Here is a 25,199-nt window from a genome sequence, read left to right on the forward strand (position 1 = left end):
TACGCACAGCAAAAGAGACATTTCAATCTGTAACAAACCTTGCGATCGGTCAAAAATAGAGCAAAAAGGGGATAATTTTTAGGCTGGAGATTTCACTTCCATGAAATGCTTCACATAATTTAAAACTTGGATGATAAAACTGGTTTTTGGTTAAACAAAAGTTACGGGCTGGATTTTAATTCTGATAATGCGCAGGATTTCGACGTAAGCATTGGGTTGGCCGGATAAGCGTAGCGTTATCCGGCAGTTAACAAAGATTAGCGGTGGGTTTTCCCCGGCATACGCGGGTCGTCTTTGTACTCCGCTGTGGCAATCCAGGCAGCGCAAAACAGAGTCAGACGGGCGAAGAAGTAGAAGAACGCCATCAGTCCAAGTACGGAACCAAACGCCGCGCCTGACGGCGATTGCACCAGTGATGGCAGCGTGTACGTCATGATCATTTTGATGACTTCAAACCCCAGTGCCGCGATAAACGTGCCGCGAATGAGCGCTTTTTTGCGCGGTCGGTGACGCGGTAGCCGCCAGAAAATCCAGAAGAACAGCAAGTAGTTGGCGAAAATAGAGATGGTCAGGCCGATCAGCCGCCAGGCGGGCTTCAGCCATTCGATGCCGTCGAGATACAGCGCAGAGATAATCATCTGCTGGGCGGAACCGGCGATGGAGGTAATGGACAGCGTAACAATCAGCGCAATCAGTAAGCCAATCAATGAGACAAAATCACGCAGATATTTGACCCAAATTTTTTCCTGATCCTGTGGGGTCCGCTCCCAGACATCCCGCGACTGGGCACGAATAGCTTCGCGCAGGTTTCCCATCCAGTTAATTCCGGAATAGAGCGCGATGGCAAGACCCACCAGACCGACGGTGGTGCGTTGCTGAACGGCGGTATTGATGGTGTTTTTCAGCGTGGAGGCGAGCGTCGGATCGCTGACGTTGAGCAGGATTTTGCTGAAGATATCCTGCAACAGCGTAGGGTGCGAAGCGAGAATAAAACCCGCGGCGGCAAACGACACCATCAGGATAGGGATCATCGACAGAAACGAGAAGTAGGTAATGGCGGCGCCAAACTGATTTCCCATACGATCGTTAAATCTCTCCGCGGCGCGAATCAGATGGGCAATCATGGGCTGGCGTTGAATTTTATCGGCGAAGGTCAGGGCGGTTTTCAGCGCCTGGTTGGTCTTACCGTTGGTTTCTGTATTTTTACGCTCCAGGGTCTCAATTTTTGGGATTGGTGCGTGCTCAAGTTCCTGAATGGGGCGTTTAATCTCTTTTTCCTGCGTCATCAGGGCAGTAATCCTCGTTCTGTTCATTCTCAGGACAGTATAGCTTGTCAGTCCACATAGTCTTTCATCACGCCGGTCAGCCATTCCATAAACAGATGTACGCGGCGGGAGAGGTTACGGCGATGCGGATAGAGCAATGAAACCGGTAATGGTTCGGCGCGATATTGCGGTAATACTTCAATCAGCGTACCGGCGCGCAGGGCATCACGCACGCCCACGCGCGGTACCTGAATAATGCCCAGACCGGCAAGACATGCCGCATGATACGTTTCGGTACTGTTCACCGTCAGCATGCCGCCGGTTTTAACCCATTTAGCACCGTTGTCTGTCGCCACTTCAAAGCCTTGCGCACGTGTTCCCAAATTGACTGAGTAGTGCACCACCGCATGCGAGGCTAAATCCTCCAGGCTTTCCGGATAACCAAATCGGGCGAGGTATTGCGGGCTGGCGCAGTTAATCTGCGTGAGTTTTCCCAGCGGGCGCGCAATCAGCCCTGAATCTTTCAGCGTCCCCACGCGTACCACACAGTCGAAGCCTTCGCGGATCAAGTCTACCAGGCGGTCGCTGCTGCTAAGTTCGAGCTCAAGCCCCGGATACTGATGCAAGAAGGCCGGTAAGCGGGGCATTACCAGATTTCTCGCCACACCAACCGGCATATCGACGCGCAGCTTGCCGCTGATGCTGGCCGGGTCGTGATGGAATAGCCCATCCAGTTCATCGAGATTGCTCAACAAATCTTTCGCTCGTTCGTAATAGATCATGCCGTCTTGCGTGAGCTGAACGCGGCGGGTTGTGCGGTGCAACAACTGTGTGCCCAGGTGATTTTCCAGGGCCTGGATTTGACGCGATACGCTACCTTTAGGAAGTCCGAGGGTGTCTGCCGCGCGCGAAAAGCTCTCCAGTTCTGCGACGCGGATGAACAACTGCATTGCGTGAATTTTATCCATTCTCATGCCCTATTGTTGTTCTAAATGAAACAGTAATGCGCAGTTAGCGGTATTTATTGTTTTTCTACCACCTAATAAGCTTTGTCTCAATCTTCACAACACCTGAAATGAGGTTTCTTATGACGCAACGTATCGCATTGGTGACCGGCGGCGGCCGTGGACTCGGTAAAAACGCGGCGCTAAAGCTGGCGAGTAAAGGCATTGGTGTCATCCTGACGTGGAACAGCAATGAAAAAGAAGCGCAGCAGGTTGTAGATGAAATTCGCCAATCTGGCGGTAAAGCTGCAGCATTACCGTTGAACGTCGGAAATATTTCCACTTTCCCTCAGTTTGTCAAACAGGTGCAGGAAACCCTACAAACGCACTGGCAAAGCGACACCTTTGATTATTTATTGAACAATGCCGGAGTTGGCATTAACGCGCCTTATCCGGCGTTCACTGAAGCGCAATTTGACCAGCTTTTGGACATCCATTTTAAAGGACCTTTTTTCCTGACACAGAACCTGCTGGCGCTGATCAACAACGGCGGACGCATTCTTAATGTCTCGACCGGATTGTCGCGCTTTGCGCTACCGGGTTACAGCGCTTACGCTGCCATGAAAGGGGCGATGGAGGTGTTAACCCGTTATCAGGCGAAAGAGCTGGGAGAGCGCGGCATTACGGCGAATATTATTGCGCCTGGGGCAATCGAGACGGATTTTAGCGGCGGAAACGTGCGGGATAATGCGCAATTGAATGCCTACATTGCATCGCAGACGGCGCTGGGGCGTGTTGGGTTACCGGACGATATTGGCGACGCCATTGCTGCGTTGCTCAGCGATGAGCTGGCCTGGATGACGGCACAGCGTATCGAAGTCTCTGGCGGGATGTTCCTGTAATTGACTGCCTCTTACTTAGCCTTTTGAGCAATCGAAAACTGGCGCGCCATCAGAGGTCAAAATATAGCTGATGGCGTTTGCCGGTATTATTTGGAATCTGATACCGCGATCGCGGTGCTGAAAGAGATCGGGGATAAACGTTCTGAAGAGTTCATTCTTCTTCGGGAGTGGATTTGTTGCATCAGAAACCATGATCACCTCCCCATTCTCATGCCCGAATGATCATTTAATGCGATATTTTGTTTTGTAACATATTTGTCTGTTATCGTGAATTCCTTATTTTTAGCTAAGAATATAAACTCCGGGTTATTAATATTAGCAATCCAGTTTTGAACATCAAATATTAAGGATTTTCTGAATATTTGATCCCGATTTTGATCCTTTGTGTGATTCTTTGGTTTCAGCTGTAATTATTTATAACGTCTGCTTCTTTCTTCTCCGTCTATCGGTAAAATGGCCTCCGCCAAATGGTGACTTCATATTTTGCCCCTCGGATAATACCCTTCCGCGTGTTAAGGCTAATATCTTATTCAGACGGAGATAAATAATGCAGTTAATAATGTTTGACAGGCAGTCAATATTTATTCATGGAATGAATGTAATTTTGCAAGAGCGTATTCCAGGAGTGAATGTTCAGGGTGTCAGTCAGGCAGATGATCTTTGGCGGACGCTGGAAGACAATCCTGATGCACTGGTAATGCTGGATGGAGATTTTGACGCTGAGTTCTGCCGTAGCTTGCTGCAACAGATAGCAGAGCGCTTTGCGAAGGTAAAAGTGCTGGTAACCGCAACGGACTGCCGTAAAAAATGGCTACAGGAAGTCACGCAATTAAACGTGCTGGCCATTGTTCCGCGCGACTCTGATGCGGAAACCTTCACGCTGGCACTCAATAGCGTCGCGATAGGTATGATGTTTATCCCCAGAGATTGCATCACAGCGACCGAATGTGGCGGGCAAAATATCAGATTGCTCAGCGCGCGTCAGCGGGAGATTCTGACGATGCTGGCCGCCGGAGAATCTAATAAACAAATTGGTCGATTATTAAATATCAGCACCGGAACGGTAAAAGCCCATCTTGAATCGCTGTATCAGCGCCTGGAGGTAAAAAACCGTACGCAGGCGGCAATGATGCTAAACGACACCCTATAATGGGAAAATATTTCACAGTCAGACTGTTTCTGGCTGTGAAATAGCCCCCGGCCAGAATTCAGCACTGCAAAACCGGCTAATCCCCACGCTGAGCATCCATGCAATTAACGCTTCCTGTTGAAACCGATCTTGTATTTGCGGCATTTCCTTATGGATGAATGCCTCGCAGATATTTATATCCGCGAGCAGCAATGTTTCGGCCTGCATCAGCATAATTGGGGCATCAAAGGATTCATCTGCGGTGATTTCGTGCCCGTAGCCAATGACCCAGATCCCCTTTTTGTCCTGATACTTTTCCAGCGACAGGCCCTGCCATTGCTTAATAAATGCGATACAGGCGGGCGTGAACTGCGTCGAATGTAGCGGCATAATAATCTCTGTACAAAGAGACCTATTTTAAGAAACACACCCCGTTACGCCAGCCGCCATCCAGCCATTTTTTACAGCAAAACGCCTGATGGCGCGGGCGGCTGATATTCATGTTTTAACAGGCCGAAAATCCAGTCATCATGCCAGGTTTGATGTAGCCAGTAGCTTTCTCGCAGCGTGCCTTCGAGAATGAACCCGACCTTTTCCAGTAGACGCCGTGAGGCATCGTTTCCTGCGGTGACGCAGGCCGTCAGTCGGCGTAGTCCTCCGGCGGTAAACGCATAATCGCAAACGGCATGCAGGGATTCAGCGCCATAACCTTTGCCCTGCGCCTCGGGAGTGAGCAGAAAGCCGACCTCGGCACATTCATTTTTATCCTGAATATATCCGGTTACCCCAAGCGGTACGCCCGATGCCTTATCGCACAGGACCAGGCACAGCCAGTGTGGACTGCCGGGAGACCATTCAGGCAAGCGGGAGTCAAAGACTGTCCGTATCTCCTCTTCGGTACGCGAGTCAGCGACAAAGCGCATCACATCTGCGTTCTGCTGTAGCGTTAAGAAAAACGCCCAGTCGTCATGTGTGAGCGGGCGGCAGATCAAACGCGAGGTTTTCAGTACAGGCACAGGCTTATCTCCAGAATAATTTTCAATGATTGTGCGGAAGTCACTGTAAAACATATTTATTTGCTATATGAATGTGTTTTAGTCTGTGGCGGCACAGCGCTGCATTTAAAAAAGATAACTACACACCATTGTGAGGCCGCACTTTTTGGGTCCTTTTAGGGAAGATAATGACCAATAGCGCGTTACAGGCGACATGTACACCATTCGAACATTGTTTGGGGATAATCCGGCAAGCCTCGGTAGAAATTTTGCTGATGCTTGGCGTGCGCGTCGCAGAGGGTAAAGATCCACGCTGGTTTCTCGAGCAGCTTGACCAGGCGCGATTGAATCTGGGAGGTTGGGGTGTTGTCGCCAGGCGGTTGCAGATGAATGACGCGCAATTGAGTCAGTTCACGTTGCGGCTACGCCATCTTCAGCAGAGCGTGCCGCAATATGAAAATGGCCAGGACGTCAGTGAAAATCAGCTGATTTCTGCGCTGCGCTTTGTCGCTTCTCTGGAACAGTTGCGCCAGCAACAGCCCCTCCTGAAGTATCCAACCGAGATTGAACGTGCAGAGCCGGATGCGCAGATGCGGGCGCAGCGTCAGCTTCGCGCAATAGAATTAACCCTCAAATCCCTGATTGCGCGGGTATGGCCGGATCAACATCCGCTCAACAGCTTCCTGAAACAGCACTTTGGCGGTGAACGTCTGCGTCGCTGGTTAAAGCTGGGAGAAAGTCGGGATGCGCTGGACGGCATGATGTTTAGCGAACTGGCGCTGATGGTTGTCGATAAGAAGTTATTCGTTCGGCATTTTAGCGAGATTTTTAACGACACCTCGGTGCTCATGTCGTTTGTTGAGCCACGTATCACGCTGAGGATGTTCCTGGATGACTGCCGCCTGGCCCGTAACTGCGTTATCGCGCAGCAGCCGCTAACCTCAGTACAGCTGCTGTTGCTGGATTGCCAGTACCGACAGATTACTCACCCTGTGCAGCGGGCATTTGAAGAACGGCGTACGCGCATTAATCCTGCGTCGTATCTGGAGTCCGATGAGGCGACGGTTCGCCAGTTTTGGGAAAGCGCAAAGCAAAAAGACGAGCAGGCGGGGGGCGATAAACAGGAAATCGCAGACAGTATCGATCCGCCGGAGAAGCGGGCCAGGCGCACGGCGGAAGAACGTGAACAGCTGATTTCCGGCATGTTGTGGGTAGCGGTCGGTGTGATGGTGCTGGTGATTTCGCTGGGCGCGTTCTGGTTATTCATTTCGCCAGCGCCACAAGCGTCTTCCGGGCAATCTGTTGAAATCGTGCAGGAGGAGCCACGGCGTGATGCCCCTGGTGCGCGGGAGTCGGTGACCCGAATGGGCATCACTTGGGATGCCTTTAACATGCGCGCGGCTATCGAGCGCAACGACACCCGTGTGACGTCACTTTTCCTGCAGGGCGGGATGGACTGGAAGCTGGCGTGGACGGAGCAGGCATTCTCGGCAGGCAATACCGAGGTGTTGAGGCTGCTGCTGCGTTACCCTTCGCAGATGAGTGAGAGTAAGCCATGTCGGCAGTTTATGACCACGGTCAGCCATGCGATGGCGAATGGGGCGTCACTCACATCGCTGCATAAAAGCTATCTGCAAAGTTTTTGCTCGGTGCCGGCGGTTGTCGCGCGTCAGCAGTATGACCTTGAACAGGCCGAGCTACGCGTTCGCGCGCAGCCAAGCCCAGAGAACAAGAAATGGCAAAAAATTCACGCCGAACTGTACGATGCGATTAACTGACCGTCTGATAATTCAGACCGTCAGCTGCTAGGGTTCGCCATACAGACCGATGAGTCGGCGCACCACGCCATTGGTCCAGCCAAAGCCGTCCTGTAACGGATATTCTCCGCCGCCGCCTTCGCGCGGCGCGGCGTCGGCGATGTGGTATTTTTCGATAAGCTTGTGGTGTTCCTGATAAAAGAGATTCACCGTTTTCAACCAGTTACGGGCGATTTCATCCCCGAGATGGTCGTCGCCGTAAAGTTTGAAACCCTGGATCGCCATCCACTGCAGCGGCGCCCAGCCGTTGGGTTTATCCCATTGCTCACCCGTTTCATGCTCCGTGGCTAAAATCCCTCCGGGGGTTAGCAGGCGACTGCGGACCGCATTGGCAAGTCGGTCGGCTTGTTCATGTGTTGCCATGCCGACATACAGCGGCACAATACTGGCGGCAGAGAACAGGGCCATTTGTTCGCGCCGCCAGTCGTAATCGCGATAGCAGCCGTTTTCATCGTCCCAGAGATAGCGATTCACCGCATCGCGGCGGTCATTGGCTTTCTGGCGAAACTGCGCTTCAGTGTCTTTGTCGCCTTTCAGTGCGGAAATATTGGCGATAGTGCTCTCCAGCTTGTAGAGGAACGCGTTCAGGTCAATAGGGATGAACTGAGTGGTGCGTATGCTGGCAAGACGGCCTGCATCGCGTAGCCAGCGCGAGGAGTAATCCCAGCCGGAGGCCGCGCCCGCGCGCAAATCCCGATACACTTCATTGGGTGGGCGACCCGAATGCTTGGCGGTCTCGACGTCTTCAAGCCACGACTCATCGCGCGGCGTATCACGATCGTCCCAATAGCGGTTGAGCAGGGAGCCGTCCGACATTCTGATCACGTGACGGTAGGCCTGGTTGAGTACCAGGGAATCTGCGCCATCCATCCAGAACGCGTACTCCATTTTTAGATGATCAAGGTAACGACGCGCGCCGCGTACGCCATCCTCTTCAAACAGTTCGACCATCAGCGCAAAGACCGGCGGCTGCGAGCGACTCAGGTAGTAAGTACGGTTACCGTTCGGGATGTGACCATAGTTTTCAATCATCCAGGCAAAGTTGTCCGCCATACATTTCAGCAGATCTTCGCGACCGCTCTCCGCCAGACCCAGCATGGTGAAGTAGGAATCCCAGTAGTAGGTTTCACTAAAACGTCCGCCGGGCACAATATATGACTGCGGTAACGCCAGCAGCGAGGACCAGGGAATGTGGTCCTGTGGTTCGCGCGTCAGCACCGGCCACAGTTGATCGATATGCTCTTTCAGCGAATTTGCCGGGTCAGAAACATATTCACTGGAGGGCGTTTCCGGGAGCCAGAAGTGGTTCTCGACGAAGCGTCGCAGATCAAAATCGCGGTGGCGTTTAACCTTGCGATAGCGGATCAAAATATCCAGCGGATCCATTTTCGGCGCACAGTCGGGGAAGGTTTTGCTATCGGCAAACAGTTTCGACGACTGAACGTGTTCGAACAGCTCGAGGTAACGATCGGCGGGAGTTAACGCATCTGAGGCGGGTAACCCTTCAATCATCTCCGGTTCAGGCTCCGCCTCAATCATTTCATCCAGCTTTAACTCGCACGGATCCATTTCATAAAGCAGATCGATGTCGATCGTCATTTCTTCAGAAGGGGCGTGGGGTAGTTTCTGGTTGAGCATAATGCGAAAGACCTCCGATGGACGTTGAAAGATTAAGGCTATTGCCCGCTCGTCAATTAAGCGTAGACATTCGCTTCGGTATCTGGTGAGTAAAGCGTGCGGTCGATCACATTTTAGTGCTGCGCAATATCCAAAAAATAAATCTATCCCAATGAAAATAATGAATAATTCCGAATTCTGCTCAACCTGAGGATATTCCATTTTCAGAACATTCGATTGCAACGAGGTGTGAACGCAACCTGGTAACGTTTAACTCTATAATAGGCACAGGCTATTCTATCGATAGTTCTCCTCCATGTAATTGCTTGATACTTATCAAAATAGTAATTCCCTCATTTCCTATGATGGTCAGGTCTGACAAAGACTGTCTATTAATTATTCTAATTTTCTGGGTCACAATAACTCACAACGGTGAGGGTAAAATAATGAAAATCATTACCCGTCTTACCGTGATTGCCATAGCTGGCGTCGCGATTTGTTATTTTGGATTATCCGGTTATGTGTGGTATCACGATAATCAACGGAGTAAACAGGCTGATGTTCAGGCCTCTACGCTGGAAGAAAATAATAAAGTACTAGGGTTCTTACGTGAAAAAGGATGCGATTATTGTCACACTCCTTCGGCTGAATTACCTTTCTATTCTTCTTTTCCCGTCGCTAAGCAGTTGATGAATTACGATATTCAACTGGGATACAAATCATTCAATCTGGAGGCCGTTCGTGCGGCGCTGGTCGCGGATAAACCCGTTTCGCAAAGCGATCTGAATAAAATTGAGTGGGTGATGCAATACGAGACCATGCCGCCGACGCGTTATACCGCACTGCACTGGGCTGGCAAGGTAAGCGATACGGAGCGAGCAGAGATCCTGGGCTGGATTGCGAAACAGCGTGAGCAGTACTACGCCAGTAACGATACTGCCACGCAGCATCGTAATGAACCTGTACAGCCGATACCGGAAAGCATCCCGACCGATGCCCGCAAAGTAGCGCTTGGTTTTACGCTTTACCATGACCCGCGTATTTCCGGCGACAGCACGATTTCTTGTGCGCACTGTCACGCCCTGAATGCGGGCGGCGTGGATGGCCGGAAAACGTCAATCGGTGTAGGCGGCGCGGTTGGCCCTATCAATGCGCCAACGGTATTTAACTCGGTCTTTAACGTTGAGCAATTCTGGGATGGCCGTGCGCCAACACTGCAGGCGCAGGCCGGTGGCCCACCGTTGAACCCTATCGAAATGGCGTCTAAATCCTGGGATGAAATTATCCAGAAACTGGACAAGGATCCGCAACTTAAGCAAGAGTTCATTGCCGTTTATCCGCAGGGATTCAGTGGGGATAATATTACCGATGCGATTGCTGAGTTTGAGAAAACGCTGATTACGCCAAATTCGCCGTTTGATAAATGGCTGCGTGGTGATGAAGCGGCCTTAACCGCTCAGCAAAAACATGGCTATCAGTTGTTTAAAGATAATAAGTGCGCGACCTGTCATGGCGGTATTATTTTAGGCGGACGTTCATTTGAGCCATTGGGGCTGAAAAAGGACTTTAATTTCGGCGAGGTCACTGCTGCAGATATTGGCCGCATGAACGTCACCAATGAATTACGTGACAAGCTGCGTCAGAAAGTCCCTGGATTGCGTAACGTTGCGCTGACTGCGCCCTATTTCCATCGCGGTGATGTGCCTACGCTCGACGGCGCGGTAAAACTGATGCTGCGTTATCAGGTGGGTAAAGAACTGCCTCAGGAAGATATCGACGATATCGTAGCATTCCTCGAAAGCCTTAATGGGGTATATACACCGTATATGCAGGGTAAATAAGAGAAAACCGGATGGCAAAGTGCCATCCGGTTTTTTATTGATTAACGCATGGTCACGAACTCTTCAGATGCCGTTGGGTGAATGGCAACGGTGTTATCAAAGTCTTTCTTGGTTGCGCCCATTTTCAGAGCGACCGCGAAGCCTTGCAGCATTTCATCCATCCCAAAACCAATGCCATGAATACCGACAATCTTCTCTTCCGGACCGACGCAAACCAGCTTCATGCGGCACGGCTGACGGTGGGTGGTGACAGCGGTATACATCGCGGTAAACGATGATTTATACACTTTCACCTGATCATCGCCGTGCTGTTCGCGAGCCTGCTGCTCGGTCAGGCCCACGGTACCAATAGGCGGATGGCTGAAGACCACGGTCGGGATGTTGCTGTAGTCCAGATGTTCGTCCGGCTTGTTGTTAAACAGACGCTCGGACAGACGACGGCCCGCGGCAACGGCAACCGGCGTCAGCTCAACGGCCCCGGTGTTATCGCCGACGGCATAAATACCCGGCACGCTGGTGTTCTGGAATTTATCAACGACGATGTAGCCTTTTTCGTTGGTTTTCACGCCAGTAACCGCCAGGTTGAAGTTGTCGGTGGCAGGTTCACGACCGATCGCCCAAATCAGGCAATCTACCGTTTCGCTACGACCATCTTCCAGTTGCAGGGTCAGGCTGCCATCAGCGTTTTTAACGACCGCTTTTGGAATTGCGTGAGTATGCAGAGTCGGGCCTTCGGCGTTCATCACCTCAACCAGCGTGTCGACGATCATCGGGTCGAAGCTGCGCAGCGGCGCGTGTTTACGCACGAACAGATGCGTTTGTGCACCCAGACCGTTAATTACGCCCGCCAGTTCAACGGCGATGTAGCCTGCGCCAACAACGGCCACGCGTTTTGGCAGCGCGGGCAGCTCAAAGAAACCGTCGGAGTCGATACCGTATTCCACACCCGGAATGCTCGGATGGCTCGGGCGACCACCGGTAGCAATCAAAATATGATCGGCAGTAATGGTTTCACCGTTCACTTCAATGGTTTTGGCATCCACAAAGCGGGCAAAGCCTTTAATCACATCGACATTATTTTTGCCCAGCACGTTGTCGTACGAGGTATGAATGCGATCAATATAAGCGGTGCGCGTGGCGATCAGTTTATCCCAATCGAACTTATTGATGGTGGTGTCGAAACCGTAATCCGGCCCGTACATGTGGATTGCTTCGCGGACCTGTGCGGCATGCCACATCACTTTTTTCGGTACGCAGCCAACGTTAACGCAGGTGCCGCCTAGCTCTTTGGCTTCAATCAGCGCGCATTTCTGGCCGTACATTGCTGCACGGTTAATGGAGGCAATACCACCGCTGCCGCCGCCAATAGCGATGTAATCATAGTGCTTGGTCATGACCGCTCCTTCATGTTCATTGTAGGGCGGAGAAGCGTTACGCCATCCGCCAAAATATTCGCGATTGTATACCTGAAATTAAAAGGTTCCACCGATGACTGCGATTACTCCGGCACGATCCAGCTTACCGACGTATGACCGGTTCCTGCCGGAACCAGTTTGCTGTGCAACCACGGCAGGACACTGTTCATCTGCTGCTCCAGCTTCCACGGCGGGTTTATTACAATCATACCGGACGCCGTCATGCCGCGCTGATCGCTGTCCGGACGCACCGCCAGCTCAATTTGCAGAATTTTGCGGATACCGGTGTCTTCCAGGTCGTGGATCATGCGTTTGATTTGCTGGCGCAGAACTACCGGATACCACAGCGCATAGGTGCCGGTTGCGAAACGCTTATAGCCTTCGTTAATACCGGTCACCACCGCCTGGTAGTCGCTTTTGATTTCGTAGGGGGGATCGATAAGGATCAGCCCGCGACGGGAAACCGGCGGTAATTTTGCTTTTAGCTGCTGATAACCATCGGCTTTGGCCACGCGTGCGCGCTCATCTTTCTGGAATTCGCCGCGCAGCAAAGGAAAGTCGCTCGGGTGCAGTTCCGTTAATTGCAGGCTGTCCTGTTCTCGCAGCAGCTGGCGAGCAATTAACGGAGAGCCGGGGTAATAGCGCAACTGGCCGCTACGGTTGAAGTGCTTCACCACGCCAATGTAGGGTTCCAGTTCGGCAGGCAAATCGTCCTGCTGCCAGATACGGGCGATCCCTTCCAGATATTCACCGGTACGTTCGGCATGCTCACTGCTCAGCTGATAACGGCCTGCGCCAGCATGGGTATCCAGATAGAGAAACGGTTTTTCTTTCTCTTTAAGCGATTCGATGATCAGGCTCTGGACGGTGTGTTTAAGGACGTCGGCGTGGTTGCCAGCGTGATAACTGTGGCGATAACTCAGCATGGGTAAACGTGTTCCAGGTTATAAACGTAGGCCCGAAAACAGCGCAATATCGGGCGAAAATAAAGCGTATCGCCACAGTATACAGAAAAGTCGTCACTGCCGCGAAAGCGCAACGCCTGGCATTGAAATCCTCTACACTTAACCCCATTGTACAAATTAATATGCACAGCGCCGGATACGCGCTTCATTCACTCTTTTCAACAGGACCGCGCTAATGACCAATCCATTGCTGACCCCCTTCGAACTGCCGCCGTTTTCTAAAATTCAGCCTGAGCACGTTGTGCCTGCCGTTACTAAGGCGCTGAACGATTGCCGCGAAAACGTTGAGCGAGTGGTTGCGCAGGGCGCGCCGTACACCTGGGAAAATCTTTGCCAGCCGTTGGCGGAAGTTGACGATGTGCTGGGGCGTATTTTCTCTCCGGTTAGCCACCTGAACTCGGTGAAAAACAGCCCGGAATTGCGCGAAGCCTACGAACAAACGCTGCCGCTGCTGTCTGAATACAGCACCTGGGTTGGGCAACATGAAGGTCTGTACAAAGCGTACCGCGACCTGCGTGACGGCGATCATTACGCTACCCTGAACACCGCACAGAAAAAAGCGGTCGATAACGCGCTGCGCGATTTTGAGCTTTCTGGTATTGGTCTGCCGAAGGAAAAACAGCTGCGCTATGGTGAGATTGCCACCCGCCTGTCTGAGCTGGGCAATCTCTACAGCAATAACGTCCTCGATGCCACGATGGGCTGGACTAAGCTGGTGACTGATGAAGCGGAACTCTCCGGCATGCCGGAAAGCGCGCTGGCGGCTGCAAAAGCCCAGGCTGATGCTAAACAGCAGGAAGGCTACCTGTTAACGCTGGATATCCCAAGCTACCTGCCGGTGATGACCTACTGTGATAACCAGGGGCTGCGTGAGGAGATGTATCGCGCTTACTCCACTCGCGCGTCTGACCAGGGGCCAAACGCTGGTAAATGGGACAACAGCCCGATAATGGAAGAGATCCTCGCGCTGCGCCACGAGCTGGCACAGCTGCTGGGCTTTGAAAGCTACGCTTTTAAATCTCTGTCCACCAAAATGGCGGAAAACCCGCAGCAGGTACTCGACTTCCTTACCGACCTGGCGAAACGTGCCCGTCCTCAGGGCGAGAAAGAGCTGGCTCAACTGCGCGCCTTCGCGAAAGCGGAATTTGGTGTCGATGAGCTGCAACCGTGGGATATCGCTTACTACAGCGAGAAACAAAAACAGCACCTCTATAGCATCAGCGACGAGCAGCTGCGTCCATACTTCCCGGAAAACAAAGCCGTTAACGGCCTGTTTGAAGTGGTTAAACGTATTTACGGCATTACCGCTAAAGAGCGCACTGATGTTGACGTCTGGCACCCGGAAGTACGTTTCTTCGAACTGTATGACGAAAACAACGAACTGCGCGGCAGTTTCTATCTTGACCTGTATGCCCGTGAACATAAACGTGGCGGGGCGTGGATGGACGACTGCGTCGGCCAGATGCGTAAAGCCGACGGTACGCTGCAAAAGCCTGTTGCCTACCTGACCTGTAACTTTAACCGCCCGGTGAACGGCAAACCCGCGCTGTTTACCCACGATGAAGTGATCACCCTGTTCCACGAGTTCGGCCACGGTCTGCACCATATGCTGACCCGTATCGAAACTGCCGGTGTTTCAGGTATCAACGGCGTGCCGTGGGATGCGGTCGAACTGCCGAGCCAGTTTATGGAAAACTGGTGCTGGGAGCCCGAAGCGCTGGCATTTATCTCTGGTCACTTTGAGACCGGTGAGCCACTGCCCAAGGAGCTGCTGGATAAAATGCTGGCGGCGAAAAATTACCAGGCGGCACTGTTTATTCTGCGTCAACTGGAGTTTGGCCTGTTTGATTTCCGTCTGCACGCGGAGTTTAACCCACAGCAAGGGGCGAAAATCCTCGAAACGCTGGTGGAAATTAAAAAGCAGGTCGCCGTGGTGCCGGGCCCAACGTGGGGCCGCTTCCCGCATGCCTTCAGCCACATTTTTGCTGGTGGCTATGCGGCGGGTTACTACAGCTACCTGTGGGCCGACGTGCTGGCGGCGGATGCATTCTCTCGCTTTGAAGATGAAGGGATTTTCAACCGTCAAACCGGACAATCGTTCCTCGATAACATTCTCACCCGTGGTGGTTCTGAAGAGCCGATGGAACTGTTCAAGCGCTTCCGTGGCCGTGAGCCGCAACTGGATGCAATGCTGGAGCATTACGGGATTAAAGGCTGATTATTCACGTGAAAATCTGCTTAGTAGATGAAACAGGCGCCGGAGACGGCGCCTTATCTGTTCTTGCCGCCCGCTGGAATCTTACGCACGATGAAGATAACCTGATGGCGCTGGTGATGACACCGGAACATCTGGAACTGCGTAAACGTGATGAGCCCAAACTCGGCGGTATCTTCGTGGATTTCGTTGGCGGTGCGATGGCCCATCGGCGCAAATTTGGCGGTGGTCGCGGCGAAGCGGTGGCGAAGGCGGTTGGCATTAAAGGCGATTACCTGCCGGATGTGGTTGATGCGACTGCAGGGCTGGGGCGCGATGCGTTTGTGCTGGCCTCAGTAGGCTGCCGCGTGCGAATGCTGGAACGTAACCCGGTCGTGGCGGCGCTGTTGGATGATGGCCTGGCGCGAGGGTATGCTGACCCGGAAATCGGTCCGTGGCTGCAGGAACGTTTACAACTGATCCACGCCTCAAGCCTGACGGCGTTAACCGATATCACCCCGCGTCCGCAGGTGGTGTACCTCGACCCGATGTTCCCGCATAAGCAGAAAAGTGCGCTGGTGAAAAAAGAGATGCGCGTGTTTCAGTCGTTGGTGGGGCCGGACCTGGATGCGGATGGGCTGCTGGAGCCTGCGCGTCAGCTAGCCACTAAACGTGTGGTAGTGAAGCGCCCGGATTACGCACCGCCGCTGGCGGATGTCGCCACGCCGAACGCGGTAGTTACGAAAGGGCATCGGTTTGATATTTACGCGGGGACTCCTGAATAGCCTTTCCACTTAACTCGATCGTGGGTGGTGGTCATCATAATGCTCCCAAATCTTCGGATGTTGGCGCTTATTTAAAAATAAGCGCCAATGATATTAGCTTATTCACCTAAACCATTTTCGATTTCGGCGCTAAGTTTTTGTAATGCAATTTGGGCATCTTCACCCAGGAATACGATATTGACTTCATGGCCTTTTTTTATACCCAGGGACATGAGAGCCATTAGACTCTTTGCATTTACGTATTTATCACTTCTTGCAAGATTTGCGATCTTAACTTCACATTTAAAGGGTTTTAATGTCGCAACCAGGTTTGCTCCTGGACGAGCATGTAGACCATGCTCATTTTTTATGATGAAACGAGCATTGCAATTGGCATCAGGCATCATAATTAACACTGTGTCGTTGGAATTAAATTTTCAGCATCCAGCGCTAAATATTGCTGTGCAACATTAAGCGTCACAGGGTGATTTTTAGGTAAGCCAATGATTTCGGCAGCGGTAGTCAGCAATCCCATTCGTTGCATTTTCTGTTGCAGTTTGACAGAGGTTTGATCGTCTTCGGCATAATAAGCAAGGCCGCAAGCGATCGCTTTTGTGAGGGGGGTGTAATCGAGGTCGTGTTTAAGACAAAGTTGCACTACACCCATTAAGCGATCCTGATAAGCCAATTTCCGAATAGGATCATAGGCGACACGATGAATCGAATCCGGGAGTTCGTTTTTAGCTTTAGGTAAGTACTCCAGATCTTTTAATGCTTCGCGCGTGATTTGTGGGTATTCGGTCATTACCGCAGTAATTGTGACATCGTGTACCGCATTGGCCAAATCTGAAACCTGAGGATCGGCTGAGGCATCAGGAATGGTTTTGTAACCTTTCAGATGTCCATACCAGGCGGTAGTAGCGTGAGGGCCATTGATGGTAAATACTTTGATGTCTTTAAGCATTTCCAGATGTTCGCGTGGCTCTAGCCATTCCACACCACTGATGTCGTTATAAAGAGGAGTTTGAATGATCAATGAGGCAACGGCGGTGCTGTCTATCTGGGTTGCGTAGTGCGTTTTGGCATCGGTGGAGCGTCTGACAATTGAGTCGCGGATCGCTACGTGGGTGTCGAACCATTGACGCGCTTCAGCAGATGGGATTGCGTCACGGTACCAGCCTTCAATATCTTTAATAATATGATTTTTATTTGTCAGGCAAATTAATGACATTTTTTTGTTTGGGTCAATATGATATTGATGCTCAAAACATTTGCCAAGATACTGAGCGGATTCTGCAAAATCCTCTGGATAAAGTGGACACATAATGACAGACGACTCAAGAAAGTCATTCATGACAGAATAGTTGTCATCGGTCAAAAAAGCATTAAAGTTGGTGATCTCGTGTAAAATGATGTCATCAGTACGAAAAACCTGAACGGTATATTTGTTTTCACGGTTCAGTTCATCAATAACTCTTTGGTCTTTATCCAGAAATGTTATATCCCAGCCAGCATTGTCAAATGTTTCGCCCACAAAGCCTTTACCAAGGCGGCCAGCGCCTATAATTAATACGCGTTTCATTATAACTCCTCATATTATTAGATATCCTTGCTCGTGAATATATGATTTATATCCTTGAGTGAGGACACCACGAAATTAGATCTGGTCTCAAGTTTTTCTTCGGTTACAAGAATGGCAACTTCATTAGAGACTTCAGCCATTTTTTGTTTGGTATAACACTCATCCAGATCGGGAATAGTTACACCGACTTCACTGTCAACATGCGCAACACCCATAAAGTATATATCCGGGCGAATAGCATTTAATTCGCGAATAGTTTCAGCACCAATTAAAACCAAAGAGTTTTTATAAAGCCTGCCCCCTAATCCTATAACCTCTACATTCTTGTAATCACTTAATAAATGCAGAATAGGGATGTTATTAGAAACAACAGTGCATTTTAAATCTTTGGGTATTAGCTTTATGAGTTCGTAGTTAGTTGTTCCTCCGTCAATTAAAATGACGCTATTTTCTTTAATTAAATGTACGGCTTTCTTTGCCAGCTTTACTTTCTCATTGGTGTTCAGATCCTGCCGGATATTAAACTCAGTGATGGCAGGCCCGACGCGTATTGCGCCACTATGAACACGATGAATTACTCCTTGATTCGCAAGCTCATTTAAGTCGCGTCTTATGGTGTCCTCAGAAACCTTAAGACGCTCACTTAATTTACTGACAACAATCTTTTTCTCTTTCTCAAGTATTTGAAGAATAATATCTTGTCTTGCCGCTTTCATCGTAATGACTCATTTTATTCAGAGAATAATGAGTATATCTTAGATGTTTAGCACTTGTAAAATATATTCTATAGAGTTAGCGGTTCGTAATGCCTGAACATTCTTTTCTTCAATGCAAATTAAGGCGATTTTATTTAACAAGTCCATATGTTCGCCTTCTTTACCCGCGATACCTATGGTTATATAGGCAGTATTTCCATCACCAAAGTCTATACCGTCAGGAAACTGTACTAAAGAAATGCCTGACTTAATGATTTCGCAATCTGAACCATCCGTACCATGTGGTATTGCTAAACCATTGCCTAAATAAGTTGAAACAATCTCCTCTCTGAGTTTCATTCTCTGAACGTATTTATCTGTCACATAGCCATTCATTTTCAGAATATTTCCAGTAAGGGTTATAGCTTCAAATTTATCGTTGGCATGTGCATTAAGAATAATGTTCTCGGGGATAAAGATGTCACTCATGCTGGCACCTCTTCATGGTTTTCATGATTATGCGATTTTATAAACGCAACTGTTTCGTCATAATCACTCAACTTAATAAAGTTATTAACGGTCATAAACACAGTATCGGTGTTTTCACAGCTTAATTTTGCGCGCTCAAGGAGCCCAGATAAAGTAATTACCATATCGTAGTCTCTACCCACTCGGTTTGCTGAATCGTTAATAACCTTAATATAGCCGAGCCCTTCTTCTTGTAGTCGTTTACGTAGAACAGAAGCGCCCATTGCGCTAGAACCCATCCCGGAATCACATGCGACCAATATACGTTGCACCTTTTTTACGCTGGTATTGGATAAGCCTGGGACAAAATCAGCCACAGATTTAACCTGACGCCCGCCGACAGTCACTGGGCTTTCATCATCATCTTCTGAACCGGGGCTGATTTTAAGTATTAACCAGCCCAGCGCGCATGACACGATAAATCCTGCGCTGATGGACACCAGATTGGCAACGATGGCGCTTTTCGGCGTCATCATGGCGATAGCGATTAAACTGCCTGGAGATGCAACGCCGATCAACCCGCCTTCCATGATGACTTGTAAGAATAAGGAGACGGCAAGTCCTCCCATTGTGGCGAATACCAGTAATGGATTTGCCAGCACAAACGGAAAATAGACTTCACCGATCCCCGCTATACCTGCAATAAACATCGCCATCGGTGCTGTTTTCTTCGCGCGTCCACGTCCAAACAGGGCTATCGCCATTAATGTTCCGAGCAGTGGGCCATTATTGGTATCTACCAGGAACATGATTGATTTACCCAGTTCGGGAACCTGGGCGAAACCAATTGGTGCGAGAATGCCGTGGTTAACCACATTATTCAGGAACAGAACCTGAGCGGGCGCCATAAACACTGACAGTAAAGGGAGTAAATTATTGCTGGTACACCAGTTTACCCCTGATGTGATAATGACAATCAGCAGGCGGATAACCGGCCCAACGGTCATATAGGCGAAAATAGCGCATATCAGGCCAATAATTCCGAGACTGAAATTATTGACGAACATTTCAAATCCCGGCTTAATTTTGTCCTGCACTTTTTGGTCAAATTTCTTCAACAGCCAGGAAGAGAGTGGCCCCATGACCATCGCCCCACTGATCATCGTGATTTCTGACCCGACGATAACGCCCATTGTCGCGAATGCAGCAATGACCCCTCCACGTTGACCGTGGATGTTATATCCTGCGGTATAGCCAATCAGTAATGGAAAAAGGTAATTTAGGATTGGGCCAACCATTTCACCTAATTTTTCATTAGGGAACCAGCCATTAGGGATAAAGATGGCGGCCATTAAACCCCATCCCACAAACGCTCCCAGATTCGGCATAACCATGCCGCTCATAACTCCACCAAACTTTCTAATTTTTGCTAACGCAGGGCTATTGGCAATTCGACTGTTCCCCATGGTCGGCTCCATTCTTATATTGATGAGTGATTAATGATGCGATTTACCGCCGGTAATATTGATTACGGACCCGGTGATATAAGAAGAATGATCGGAAACCAGGAAAGAGATCAGGTCGGCAATCTCTTCAAGTTTCCCCGGACGACCAAGAGGAATAATGCCTTTATAGTCTTTATGAACATGATTTGGATCGGTTCCTCGTGTGTAAGCCAGCGCCCGGAAATTGGCTTCGCTGTTCATTGGCGTTGGTACATTGATGGCTGGCTCAACGCTAACAACGCGCACATTGTGGGGGCCCAACTCTTTCGCCCATGAAAATGTGAAGGCGTTAACGGCGGCTTTCGTTGCGGAATAGCAGCTCTGCCCGCGTGAACCCTGAACACCAGCTTCGGAAGTCATATTGATAATGACGCCGGATTCTTGTTCGACCATCTGGCGCCCAATGGACTGCGATACCAGAAAAACAGCTTTCTGGTTAACGTTGACCATAAAGTCGAAATCATCTTCGCTCAGTTCATATTCTGGTTTTTCTTTAAATACATCGACTAACAGGCGTGGACGGCTGACACCCGCATTGTTGACTAAACCGTCTATATGACCAAACCTCTTTACCACTGAGGCCGTGAGCTGCTCAACTTCTGTTTTTTTGGTCACATCGCATTTGATGAAGATGATGTCGTCGAACTGGCTGAAGTTTTTATTGGGTGATAAATCGGCATAAACCACGGTTGCACCGTTGGCGTAGAGATTCTCAACCATTTTTTCACCTAGGCCCATACTGCCACCCGTCACGACCACGACTTTACCGGAAAGATCCAACCACTTTGTTGCTTGATCCATTTACGTTCTCCCACTTTTCACGATTGACTGACAGCAGCTGCCTGGGTATTTGACATTCGATGCCCGCAGCATATTGTTTACATGTTGATGCGGTTTTTTGCGTGTTTATAATCTATGCGCAGAAAAACGCATTGCCTACGAAGATCGTTGATTTTTGCGATGCTAATCACAGGATACATTTTAAATTCTTTTAATTCAGTTGGTTGCTTATATTTCTTGTGTTTTGCGTAAAGGATCGCATTTCTGGCGTGTACGATTGTTAATCGATTCATTAATGCGTTTATTTGCACGTTTGCTTTTTTAATGCGTCTTTATGCGTGATTAAAATTGAGGGGAATAATTGATAAAGAACCATGTATATAACTGATGGGGCATTGCTGGGGAGGTTGTATGGCACTGGCGACTTCCTGACAGAGTGATTGTCCGTCAGGAAGACTATGTTTACTGGAGGTTAGACAAACGGTGCGTATGGGTCAGCCATCTCAAATGCGACGGCTCTTTCCGCTTTCGGCGGATAAATCAGTTCACTGACAATCGATACTTTCAGTTTCTTCGCTTCTGCGCGAGTGAGTTTGACCTGCTGATCCCATCCTTCGGTATACACCGCACCCCACGCGCCGAGATCCAGACAGGTGACGTACATCTCCTGACGGTACGGTGAAGGTTCTACTCCCAGCAGGCTTGCAGCAGCGTTATTACCGGCGAATTTACCCAACAAAATAGCGTGCTGGCAGGTCATTAACGCATGGTTGCCTTTGTCATCGGTGGCGGCGTAGGCCACATCGCCAGTGGCGTAGATATCATCATGACCCACGACCTGCAGATTGGCATTCACATGCAGGCGGCCCTGTCGATCGCGCGGGGCGTTAATCTGTGCTGTCAGGCTATTGGCCTGCACGCCGACGGTCCAGATAACTGTTTGAGAGGCAATAACCTGCCCATCTTTCAGCGTTACGCCGCCGGCATCCACGCTTTCTACTTCTGCATTTACCAACCATTCGATGCCCAGTTCAGTGGAGGCTTCGATTATTACGTCGCGTAATTCCTGGCTCCAACGCCCGGCAGGCTGAGCACCGCGTTCAACTACGACCACTCTGGTCTTAGCATCGGCACCCAGAATCTCACGCAGACGACCAGGTAATTCCAGCGCCATCTCAATCCCGGTAAAGCCGCCGCCACAGACCACCACCGTATTGCGAGCCTCACTTTCCGGCTGTAATGCCAGGTCTGTAATGTGCTGCTCCAGTGCGGTGGCGCTCTCGAGCTGGTCGAGGTCAAACGCATGCTCGGCTGCACCGACAACGGCGTCGCGGTTAACGTGACTCCCGCTGGCGAGTACCAGGCGGTCGTAGCGGCGCAGATGAATTTCTCCGTTGGCATCTTTCCAGCTCACCTCTTTAGAGTCCGGGATGATCTGCTCGACGTTACCTTGCAGGAAGTTGACGCCGGTAACGTCAAACAAGGGTTGCAGTGGGGCGACCAGGGTTTGTACGGCGCGTTCATAAAAGCGTGGGCGGACACGCAGCTCTGGCTGTGGTGCAATTACTGTAATATCAATGGCCTGCTGATGTTTATCCGCCAGTCGTGCGGCGCTTAATGCTGCCCACATACCGGCAAAGCCGGCGCCCACGATCAGAATTCGTTTACGCATTGGGGGGTTCTCTCTGGTGACTACGAATAATTTACTCGGATTTTATTTGTCGTAGTTAAGAATTGCAATGCGATCAGGATCCTTTTTGTCCTGATGTCGTAGGGTGTTTGATTATCTATTTGATAAATATATGATTAAAGTTTTTATATAAATATGGATTGTGCTGCTGTCTGGAATGAATGAGACGAAAAAGCTACAATTAACTCAGATTCATTTTGGCTGAGATAAGAGAATGGCATTTTACAGTTCCGGGGTTGAGTACGGCATTCATAGCCTGATGTGTATGGTCGACAGCAAGGGCGACGCGCGGGATATGAGCGTGCGGGAAATTGCCGAGCTGCAAAGCGTGCCGTATGACTACCTGGCGAAAATTTTCACCCGTTTGTCGAAAGCGGGCCTGGTGCGCAGCATTGAGGGAAAGGGCGGCGGTTTCCAGTTGGCTAAACCTGCTGAACACATTACGGTGCTGGACGTGGTGAATGCCATTGATGGCGATAAGCGCATCTTTGAGTGTCGTGAGATTCGCCAGCGGCTGGCGGTATTTGAGGAGCATCCGCCGGAGTGGGCCTGTGAAGGCATTTGTGGTGTGCGCTCGGTAATGGATATGGCTCAGCAGCGAATGGAAGAAGCGCTCGGTCAGCATACGATTCTGGATTTGGCGCGCAAAATGTACCGCAAAGCGCCGGACACTTTTGTGGTCGAAGTTCAGGAGTGGATTAACGCGCGCAAAGGGTAGCGATTGAAAATGCCCGGTGCTCATCCTCGGTGAGAAGCGTTTTCCGCTGGCGTGATAAAACTGAAGTCTTAATCAACGCAATATCGTTCATGGTCATGTCCATTCATGATGACCTGTTTGTATAAACTACGCTCTTACAATGCAGGACTTAAAAGGCAAAAAAAACCGCGATGTGACTCGCGGTTAATGTTAAAAAAAGCTTATTTACTGCTATCTGGCGTATTAATCATTCGGTTCAGCCAGGGCACCATAATCGCCATCACCACCGTGACAGCCAGGGTGACCAGGCCTATCTTGCTGAAGACGTTGGTGTAGATAGGCAGCGTTTGCAGCGGGTCGGTGATGTTCTCCGGTACGGCAGTAAACGTGGCGACATACCCGCCCATCAGGAAGGCGGCGGCTTGCGTCAGGAACCACATCCCGAGAATAAAGCCCATCAGGTGCTGCGGCACGAGAGCGGCGACCATCGCCAGTCCCAGGGCACTAATCAGCAGTTCACCCAGGCTCTGGAACAGATATACCAGCACGATAAACCACGGCGACGTCAGCCCCTGCGCATCCGCAAACCACATCCCGGCAGCGGCTGCCGTCAGGAAGCCCAACGAGCACAGGAACATACCGAGCGTAAATTTCATCGGCATAGTCAGGTCTTTGCCTTTGTTTCCCAGACGGGTATAGATCGCGGCCAGTACCGGACTTGCCAGCACCACCCAGAACGGGTTCAGCGCCTGGAAGCTCACTGGGTTAATGGCGAAACCGAGAATTTCATGGTGCACGTTATTGATAGCAAAGAAGTTCAGCGATGTCGGCATCTGCGCGTACAGCACGTAGAACACAACCGCTTCCAGCATCAGGATGAAGGCCACGAACATCTTGTTGCGCCCGGTTTTATCCAGTTTGAATGCCTGACGGAAGAAGATGATAGTCACGGCAATCGACAAGACGATCAGCACCAGGTTGGCAATCTGCACGTTGTGCATCAGCCAGGCGCAGATAAATACCATCACTACCGTACCGGCCAGCACGTACAGCAGATTACGGAAATTCAGCGGCTTATGGTCTGGCTCAGAACCGATATTTTTTACCATCCCACGGCAGGCAAAGTAGACCAGCAGCGCGACGATAAGCCCGGCCCCGCACAGGTTGTAGGTCACCGCGTAGCCAAACTTATCGGCAATCACCGGCGCCAGCGACAGCGACAGCAACGAACCGATGTTAATCGACATATAAAACAGGGTGAAAGCACCGTCCAGACGGGCGTCTTTTGGTGGATAGCATTTTGACAACAGGCTTGCCGGGTTGGCTTTAAACAGCCCGTTACCGACGGCAATGGTACCCAAAGCAATAAAGATCAGATCGGGCTTGAGCAGCGACATCCCGGTCATGAAGTAGCCGATTGCCAGCACAATGGCACCGAGAACCAGCGTGCGCTTGGTGCCTAACAGGTGGTCGCCGACGTAGCCGCCGATCGAGATCAGGCCGTAGACCAGCGCAGCAAAGGCACCAAAGGTGACAAATGCCTGTTCCTGTGAAAATCCTAGCTGCTTAACAAAGAATACCGCCAGGATGCCCTGAACGCCGTAATAGCCAAATCGTTCCCATAATTCTACAAAGAAGATCATGAAGAACGGACGAGGTTGCTGCAGCAAGCCCGTAGGTGCAGTTTTATTCATATTCCATCGCCTTTCAAAGCCATCCCGAAAAGTATGAACGCGTATGCTTAAACGCGCCGAAAAAGTCTTATTTTGTTATAGACTGCGGCTATTGGCCGCGAGAGTAGAGTATTATAGAGATGGTTTTCGATCCAATTAGTTGATCACACTAATTATGATTTGTTTGTTGGATTGATGTACTAATTGTGTCCGAATGATAAAAACAAAAACGCCCGCACAGGCGGGCGTTTACAGGCTTAA

Annotated in this window: 23 protein-coding genes; 7 read left to right on the forward strand and 16 right to left on the reverse strand. The window is 50.4% G+C overall.

What is annotated here, in order from left to right:
• Positions 1 to 257: 257 nt before the first annotated feature.
• Together yhjD and HVZ52_RS00975 are read right to left on the reverse strand one after the other, a co-directional pair.
• Positions 258 to 1,286, reverse strand: a complete 1,029-nt coding sequence (gene yhjD / locus HVZ52_RS00970; RefSeq protein WP_016154892.1) for an inner membrane protein YhjD — start codon at positions 1,284 to 1,286, stop codon at positions 258 to 260.
• 47 nt (positions 1,287 to 1,333) lie between these two features.
• Positions 1,334 to 2,233: a LysR family transcriptional regulator gene (locus HVZ52_RS00975; protein ID WP_016157706.1), complete on the reverse strand. Its 900-nt coding sequence runs from the start codon at positions 2,231 to 2,233 to the stop codon at positions 1,334 to 1,336.
• 119 nt (positions 2,234 to 2,352) lie between these two features.
• On the opposite strand from HVZ52_RS00975, the gene HVZ52_RS00980 reads away from it, so the two are divergent.
• The gene (locus HVZ52_RS00980; protein ID WP_016157705.1) at positions 2,353 to 3,111 is read left to right on the forward strand and encodes an SDR family oxidoreductase; all 759 of its coding nucleotides are present in this window, start codon (positions 2,353 to 2,355) and stop codon (positions 3,109 to 3,111) included.
• A gap of 15 nt (positions 3,112 to 3,126) precedes the next feature.
• On the opposite strand, the gene HVZ52_RS00985 is transcribed toward HVZ52_RS00980, so the two are convergent.
• Positions 3,127 to 3,303: a hypothetical protein gene (locus HVZ52_RS00985; protein ID WP_153646715.1), complete on the reverse strand. Its 177-nt coding sequence runs from the start codon at positions 3,301 to 3,303 to the stop codon at positions 3,127 to 3,129.
• A gap of 355 nt (positions 3,304 to 3,658) precedes the next feature.
• Here HVZ52_RS00985 and HVZ52_RS00990 point away from each other — a divergent pair, with 355 nt between their 5' ends.
• Complete coding sequence (locus HVZ52_RS00990; protein ID WP_016154889.1) at positions 3,659 to 4,261, forward strand: response regulator transcription factor; 603 nt, start codon at positions 3,659 to 3,661, stop codon at positions 4,259 to 4,261.
• Between the two features lie 18 nt (positions 4,262 to 4,279).
• On the opposite strand, the gene HVZ52_RS00995 is transcribed toward HVZ52_RS00990, so the two are convergent.
• The gene (locus tag HVZ52_RS00995; protein WP_049042435.1) at positions 4,280 to 4,630 is read right to left on the reverse strand and encodes a lysozyme; all 351 of its coding nucleotides are present in this window, start codon (positions 4,628 to 4,630) and stop codon (positions 4,280 to 4,282) included.
• Between the two features lie 71 nt (positions 4,631 to 4,701).
• On the reverse strand, positions 4,702 to 5,256 hold the full coding sequence (locus HVZ52_RS01000; protein WP_181598766.1) for a GNAT family protein: 555 nt from the start codon (positions 5,254 to 5,256) through the stop codon (positions 4,702 to 4,704).
• Between the two features lie 167 nt (positions 5,257 to 5,423).
• Here HVZ52_RS01000 and HVZ52_RS01005 point away from each other — a divergent pair, with 167 nt between their 5' ends.
• Positions 5,424 to 7,013 (forward strand): STY4199 family HEPN domain-containing protein, encoded by a 1,590-nt coding sequence (locus tag HVZ52_RS01005; RefSeq protein ID WP_047415891.1) that lies wholly within the window; start codon positions 5,424 to 5,426, stop codon positions 7,011 to 7,013.
• 27 nt (positions 7,014 to 7,040) lie between these two features.
• Here the strand turns inward: HVZ52_RS01005 and HVZ52_RS01010 are convergent, their stop codons facing one another.
• Positions 7,041 to 8,690 (reverse strand): alpha,alpha-trehalase, encoded by a 1,650-nt coding sequence (locus HVZ52_RS01010; RefSeq protein ID WP_029139724.1) that lies wholly within the window; start codon positions 8,688 to 8,690, stop codon positions 7,041 to 7,043.
• 425 nt (positions 8,691 to 9,115) lie between these two features.
• Between HVZ52_RS01010 and HVZ52_RS01015 the strand changes: the two genes are divergently transcribed.
• Complete coding sequence (locus tag HVZ52_RS01015) at positions 9,116 to 10,510, forward strand: cytochrome-c peroxidase (RefSeq protein WP_016157700.1); 1,395 nt, start codon at positions 9,116 to 9,118, stop codon at positions 10,508 to 10,510.
• A gap of 41 nt (positions 10,511 to 10,551) precedes the next feature.
• Here HVZ52_RS01015 and gorA read toward each other — a convergent pair whose 3' ends face one another.
• Positions 10,552 to 11,904 (reverse strand): glutathione-disulfide reductase, encoded by a 1,353-nt coding sequence (gene gorA / locus HVZ52_RS01020; protein WP_046274489.1) that lies wholly within the window; start codon positions 11,902 to 11,904, stop codon positions 10,552 to 10,554.
• A 104-nt stretch (positions 11,905 to 12,008) separates the two neighbouring features.
• Complete coding sequence (locus HVZ52_RS01025; RefSeq protein ID WP_016154881.1) at positions 12,009 to 12,851, reverse strand: 23S rRNA (adenine(2030)-N(6))-methyltransferase RlmJ; 843 nt, start codon at positions 12,849 to 12,851, stop codon at positions 12,009 to 12,011.
• 214 nt (positions 12,852 to 13,065) lie between these two features.
• On the opposite strand from HVZ52_RS01025, the gene prlC reads away from it, so the two are divergent.
• Positions 13,066 to 15,108: an oligopeptidase A gene (prlC, locus tag HVZ52_RS01030; RefSeq protein WP_181598767.1), complete on the forward strand. Its 2,043-nt coding sequence runs from the start codon at positions 13,066 to 13,068 to the stop codon at positions 15,106 to 15,108.
• A gap of 8 nt (positions 15,109 to 15,116) precedes the next feature.
• Positions 15,117 to 15,869: a 16S rRNA (guanine(1516)-N(2))-methyltransferase RsmJ gene (gene rsmJ, locus HVZ52_RS01035; protein WP_101700420.1), complete on the forward strand. Its 753-nt coding sequence runs from the start codon at positions 15,117 to 15,119 to the stop codon at positions 15,867 to 15,869.
• Between the two features lie 98 nt (positions 15,870 to 15,967).
• Here rsmJ and HVZ52_RS01040 read toward each other — a convergent pair whose 3' ends face one another.
• From HVZ52_RS01040 to HVZ52_RS01070, 7 genes are all read right to left on the reverse strand, one after another.
• Positions 15,968 to 16,255 (reverse strand): HPr family phosphocarrier protein, encoded by a 288-nt coding sequence (locus HVZ52_RS01040; RefSeq protein ID WP_029139725.1) that lies wholly within the window; start codon positions 16,253 to 16,255, stop codon positions 15,968 to 15,970.
• A 2-nt stretch (positions 16,256 to 16,257) separates the two neighbouring features.
• Positions 16,258 to 17,430 (reverse strand): mannitol dehydrogenase, encoded by a 1,173-nt coding sequence (locus tag HVZ52_RS01045; protein ID WP_181598768.1) that lies wholly within the window; start codon positions 17,428 to 17,430, stop codon positions 16,258 to 16,260.
• 17 nt (positions 17,431 to 17,447) lie between these two features.
• Entirely contained in the window at positions 17,448 to 18,146 is a 699-nt protein-coding gene (locus HVZ52_RS01050) for a DeoR/GlpR family DNA-binding transcription regulator (RefSeq protein WP_047501382.1), read from the reverse strand.
• A gap of 39 nt (positions 18,147 to 18,185) precedes the next feature.
• A complete protein-coding gene (locus HVZ52_RS01055) occupies positions 18,186 to 18,614 on the reverse strand; it encodes a PTS sugar transporter subunit IIA (RefSeq protein WP_016157693.1) in 429 nt (142 codons plus the stop codon).
• Positions 18,611 to 20,059 (reverse strand): PTS mannitol transporter subunit IICB, encoded by a 1,449-nt coding sequence (locus HVZ52_RS01060; RefSeq protein WP_016157692.1) that lies wholly within the window; start codon positions 20,057 to 20,059, stop codon positions 18,611 to 18,613. The genes HVZ52_RS01055 and HVZ52_RS01060 overlap by 4 nt, the downstream gene beginning before the upstream one ends.
• A 30-nt stretch (positions 20,060 to 20,089) precedes the next feature.
• A complete protein-coding gene (locus HVZ52_RS01065; RefSeq protein WP_016157691.1) occupies positions 20,090 to 20,899 on the reverse strand; it encodes a sorbitol-6-phosphate dehydrogenase subunit in 810 nt (269 codons plus the stop codon).
• A 451-nt stretch (positions 20,900 to 21,350) separates the two neighbouring features.
• The gene (locus HVZ52_RS01070) at positions 21,351 to 22,550 is read right to left on the reverse strand and encodes an NAD(P)/FAD-dependent oxidoreductase (protein WP_181598769.1); all 1,200 of its coding nucleotides are present in this window, start codon (positions 22,548 to 22,550) and stop codon (positions 21,351 to 21,353) included.
• Positions 22,551 to 22,782: 232 nt separating this feature from the next.
• On the opposite strand from HVZ52_RS01070, the gene HVZ52_RS01075 reads away from it, so the two are divergent.
• Positions 22,783 to 23,286, forward strand: a complete 504-nt coding sequence (locus HVZ52_RS01075; protein WP_016154877.1) for an Rrf2 family transcriptional regulator — start codon at positions 22,783 to 22,785, stop codon at positions 23,284 to 23,286.
• 200 nt (positions 23,287 to 23,486) lie between these two features.
• Here HVZ52_RS01075 and dtpB read toward each other — a convergent pair whose 3' ends face one another.
• Entirely contained in the window at positions 23,487 to 24,959 is a 1,473-nt protein-coding gene (gene dtpB / locus HVZ52_RS01080; protein WP_019078104.1) for a dipeptide/tripeptide permease DtpB, read from the reverse strand.
• Positions 24,960 to 25,199: the final 240 nt, after the last annotated feature.

The sequence above is a fragment of the Citrobacter sp. RHB36-C18 genome, assembly GCF_013814485.1.
In the GTDB taxonomy this organism is placed as follows: Bacteria; Pseudomonadota; Gammaproteobacteria; order Enterobacterales; family Enterobacteriaceae; genus Citrobacter; species Citrobacter braakii.

Coding starts and splice junctions, on each gene's coding strand:
- yhjD (WP_016154892.1), bottom strand. CDS start 1,286: ATGACGCAGGAAAAAGAGATTAAACGCCCCATTCAGGAACTTGAGCAC.
- HVZ52_RS00975 (WP_016157706.1), bottom strand. CDS start 2,233: ATGGATAAAATTCACGCAATGCAGTTGTTCATCCGCGTCGCAGAACTG.
- HVZ52_RS00980 (WP_016157705.1), top strand. CDS start 2,353: ATGACGCAACGTATCGCATTGGTGACCGGCGGCGGCCGTGGACTCGGT.
- HVZ52_RS00985 (WP_153646715.1), bottom strand. CDS start 3,303: ATGGTTTCTGATGCAACAAATCCACTCCCGAAGAAGAATGAACTCTTC.
- HVZ52_RS00990 (WP_016154889.1), top strand. CDS start 3,659: ATGCAGTTAATAATGTTTGACAGGCAGTCAATATTTATTCATGGAATG.
- HVZ52_RS00995 (WP_049042435.1), bottom strand. CDS start 4,630: ATGCCGCTACATTCGACGCAGTTCACGCCCGCCTGTATCGCATTTATT.
- HVZ52_RS01005 (WP_047415891.1), top strand. CDS start 5,424: ATGACCAATAGCGCGTTACAGGCGACATGTACACCATTCGAACATTGT.
- HVZ52_RS01010 (WP_029139724.1), bottom strand. CDS start 8,690: ATGCTCAACCAGAAACTACCCCACGCCCCTTCTGAAGAAATGACGATC.
- HVZ52_RS01015 (WP_016157700.1), top strand. CDS start 9,116: ATGAAAATCATTACCCGTCTTACCGTGATTGCCATAGCTGGCGTCGCG.
- gorA (WP_046274489.1), bottom strand. CDS start 11,904: ATGACCAAGCACTATGATTACATCGCTATTGGCGGCGGCAGCGGTGGT.
- HVZ52_RS01025 (WP_016154881.1), bottom strand. CDS start 12,851: ATGCTGAGTTATCGCCACAGTTATCACGCTGGCAACCACGCCGACGTC.
- prlC (WP_181598767.1), top strand. CDS start 13,066: ATGACCAATCCATTGCTGACCCCCTTCGAACTGCCGCCGTTTTCTAAA.
- HVZ52_RS01040 (WP_029139725.1), bottom strand. CDS start 16,255: ATGATGCCTGATGCCAATTGCAATGCTCGTTTCATCATAAAAAATGAG.
- HVZ52_RS01045 (WP_181598768.1), bottom strand. CDS start 17,430: ATGAAACGCGTATTAATTATAGGCGCTGGCCGCCTTGGTAAAGGCTTT.
- HVZ52_RS01050 (WP_047501382.1), bottom strand. CDS start 18,146: ATGAAAGCGGCAAGACAAGATATTATTCTTCAAATACTTGAGAAAGAG.
- HVZ52_RS01055 (WP_016157693.1), bottom strand. CDS start 18,614: ATGAGTGACATCTTTATCCCCGAGAACATTATTCTTAATGCACATGCC.
- HVZ52_RS01060 (WP_016157692.1), bottom strand. CDS start 20,059: ATGGGGAACAGTCGAATTGCCAATAGCCCTGCGTTAGCAAAAATTAGA.
- HVZ52_RS01065 (WP_016157691.1), bottom strand. CDS start 20,899: ATGGATCAAGCAACAAAGTGGTTGGATCTTTCCGGTAAAGTCGTGGTC.
- HVZ52_RS01070 (WP_181598769.1), bottom strand. CDS start 22,550: ATGCGTAAACGAATTCTGATCGTGGGCGCCGGCTTTGCCGGTATGTGG.
- HVZ52_RS01075 (WP_016154877.1), top strand. CDS start 22,783: ATGGCATTTTACAGTTCCGGGGTTGAGTACGGCATTCATAGCCTGATG.
- dtpB (WP_019078104.1), bottom strand. CDS start 24,959: ATGAATAAAACTGCACCTACGGGCTTGCTGCAGCAACCTCGTCCGTTC.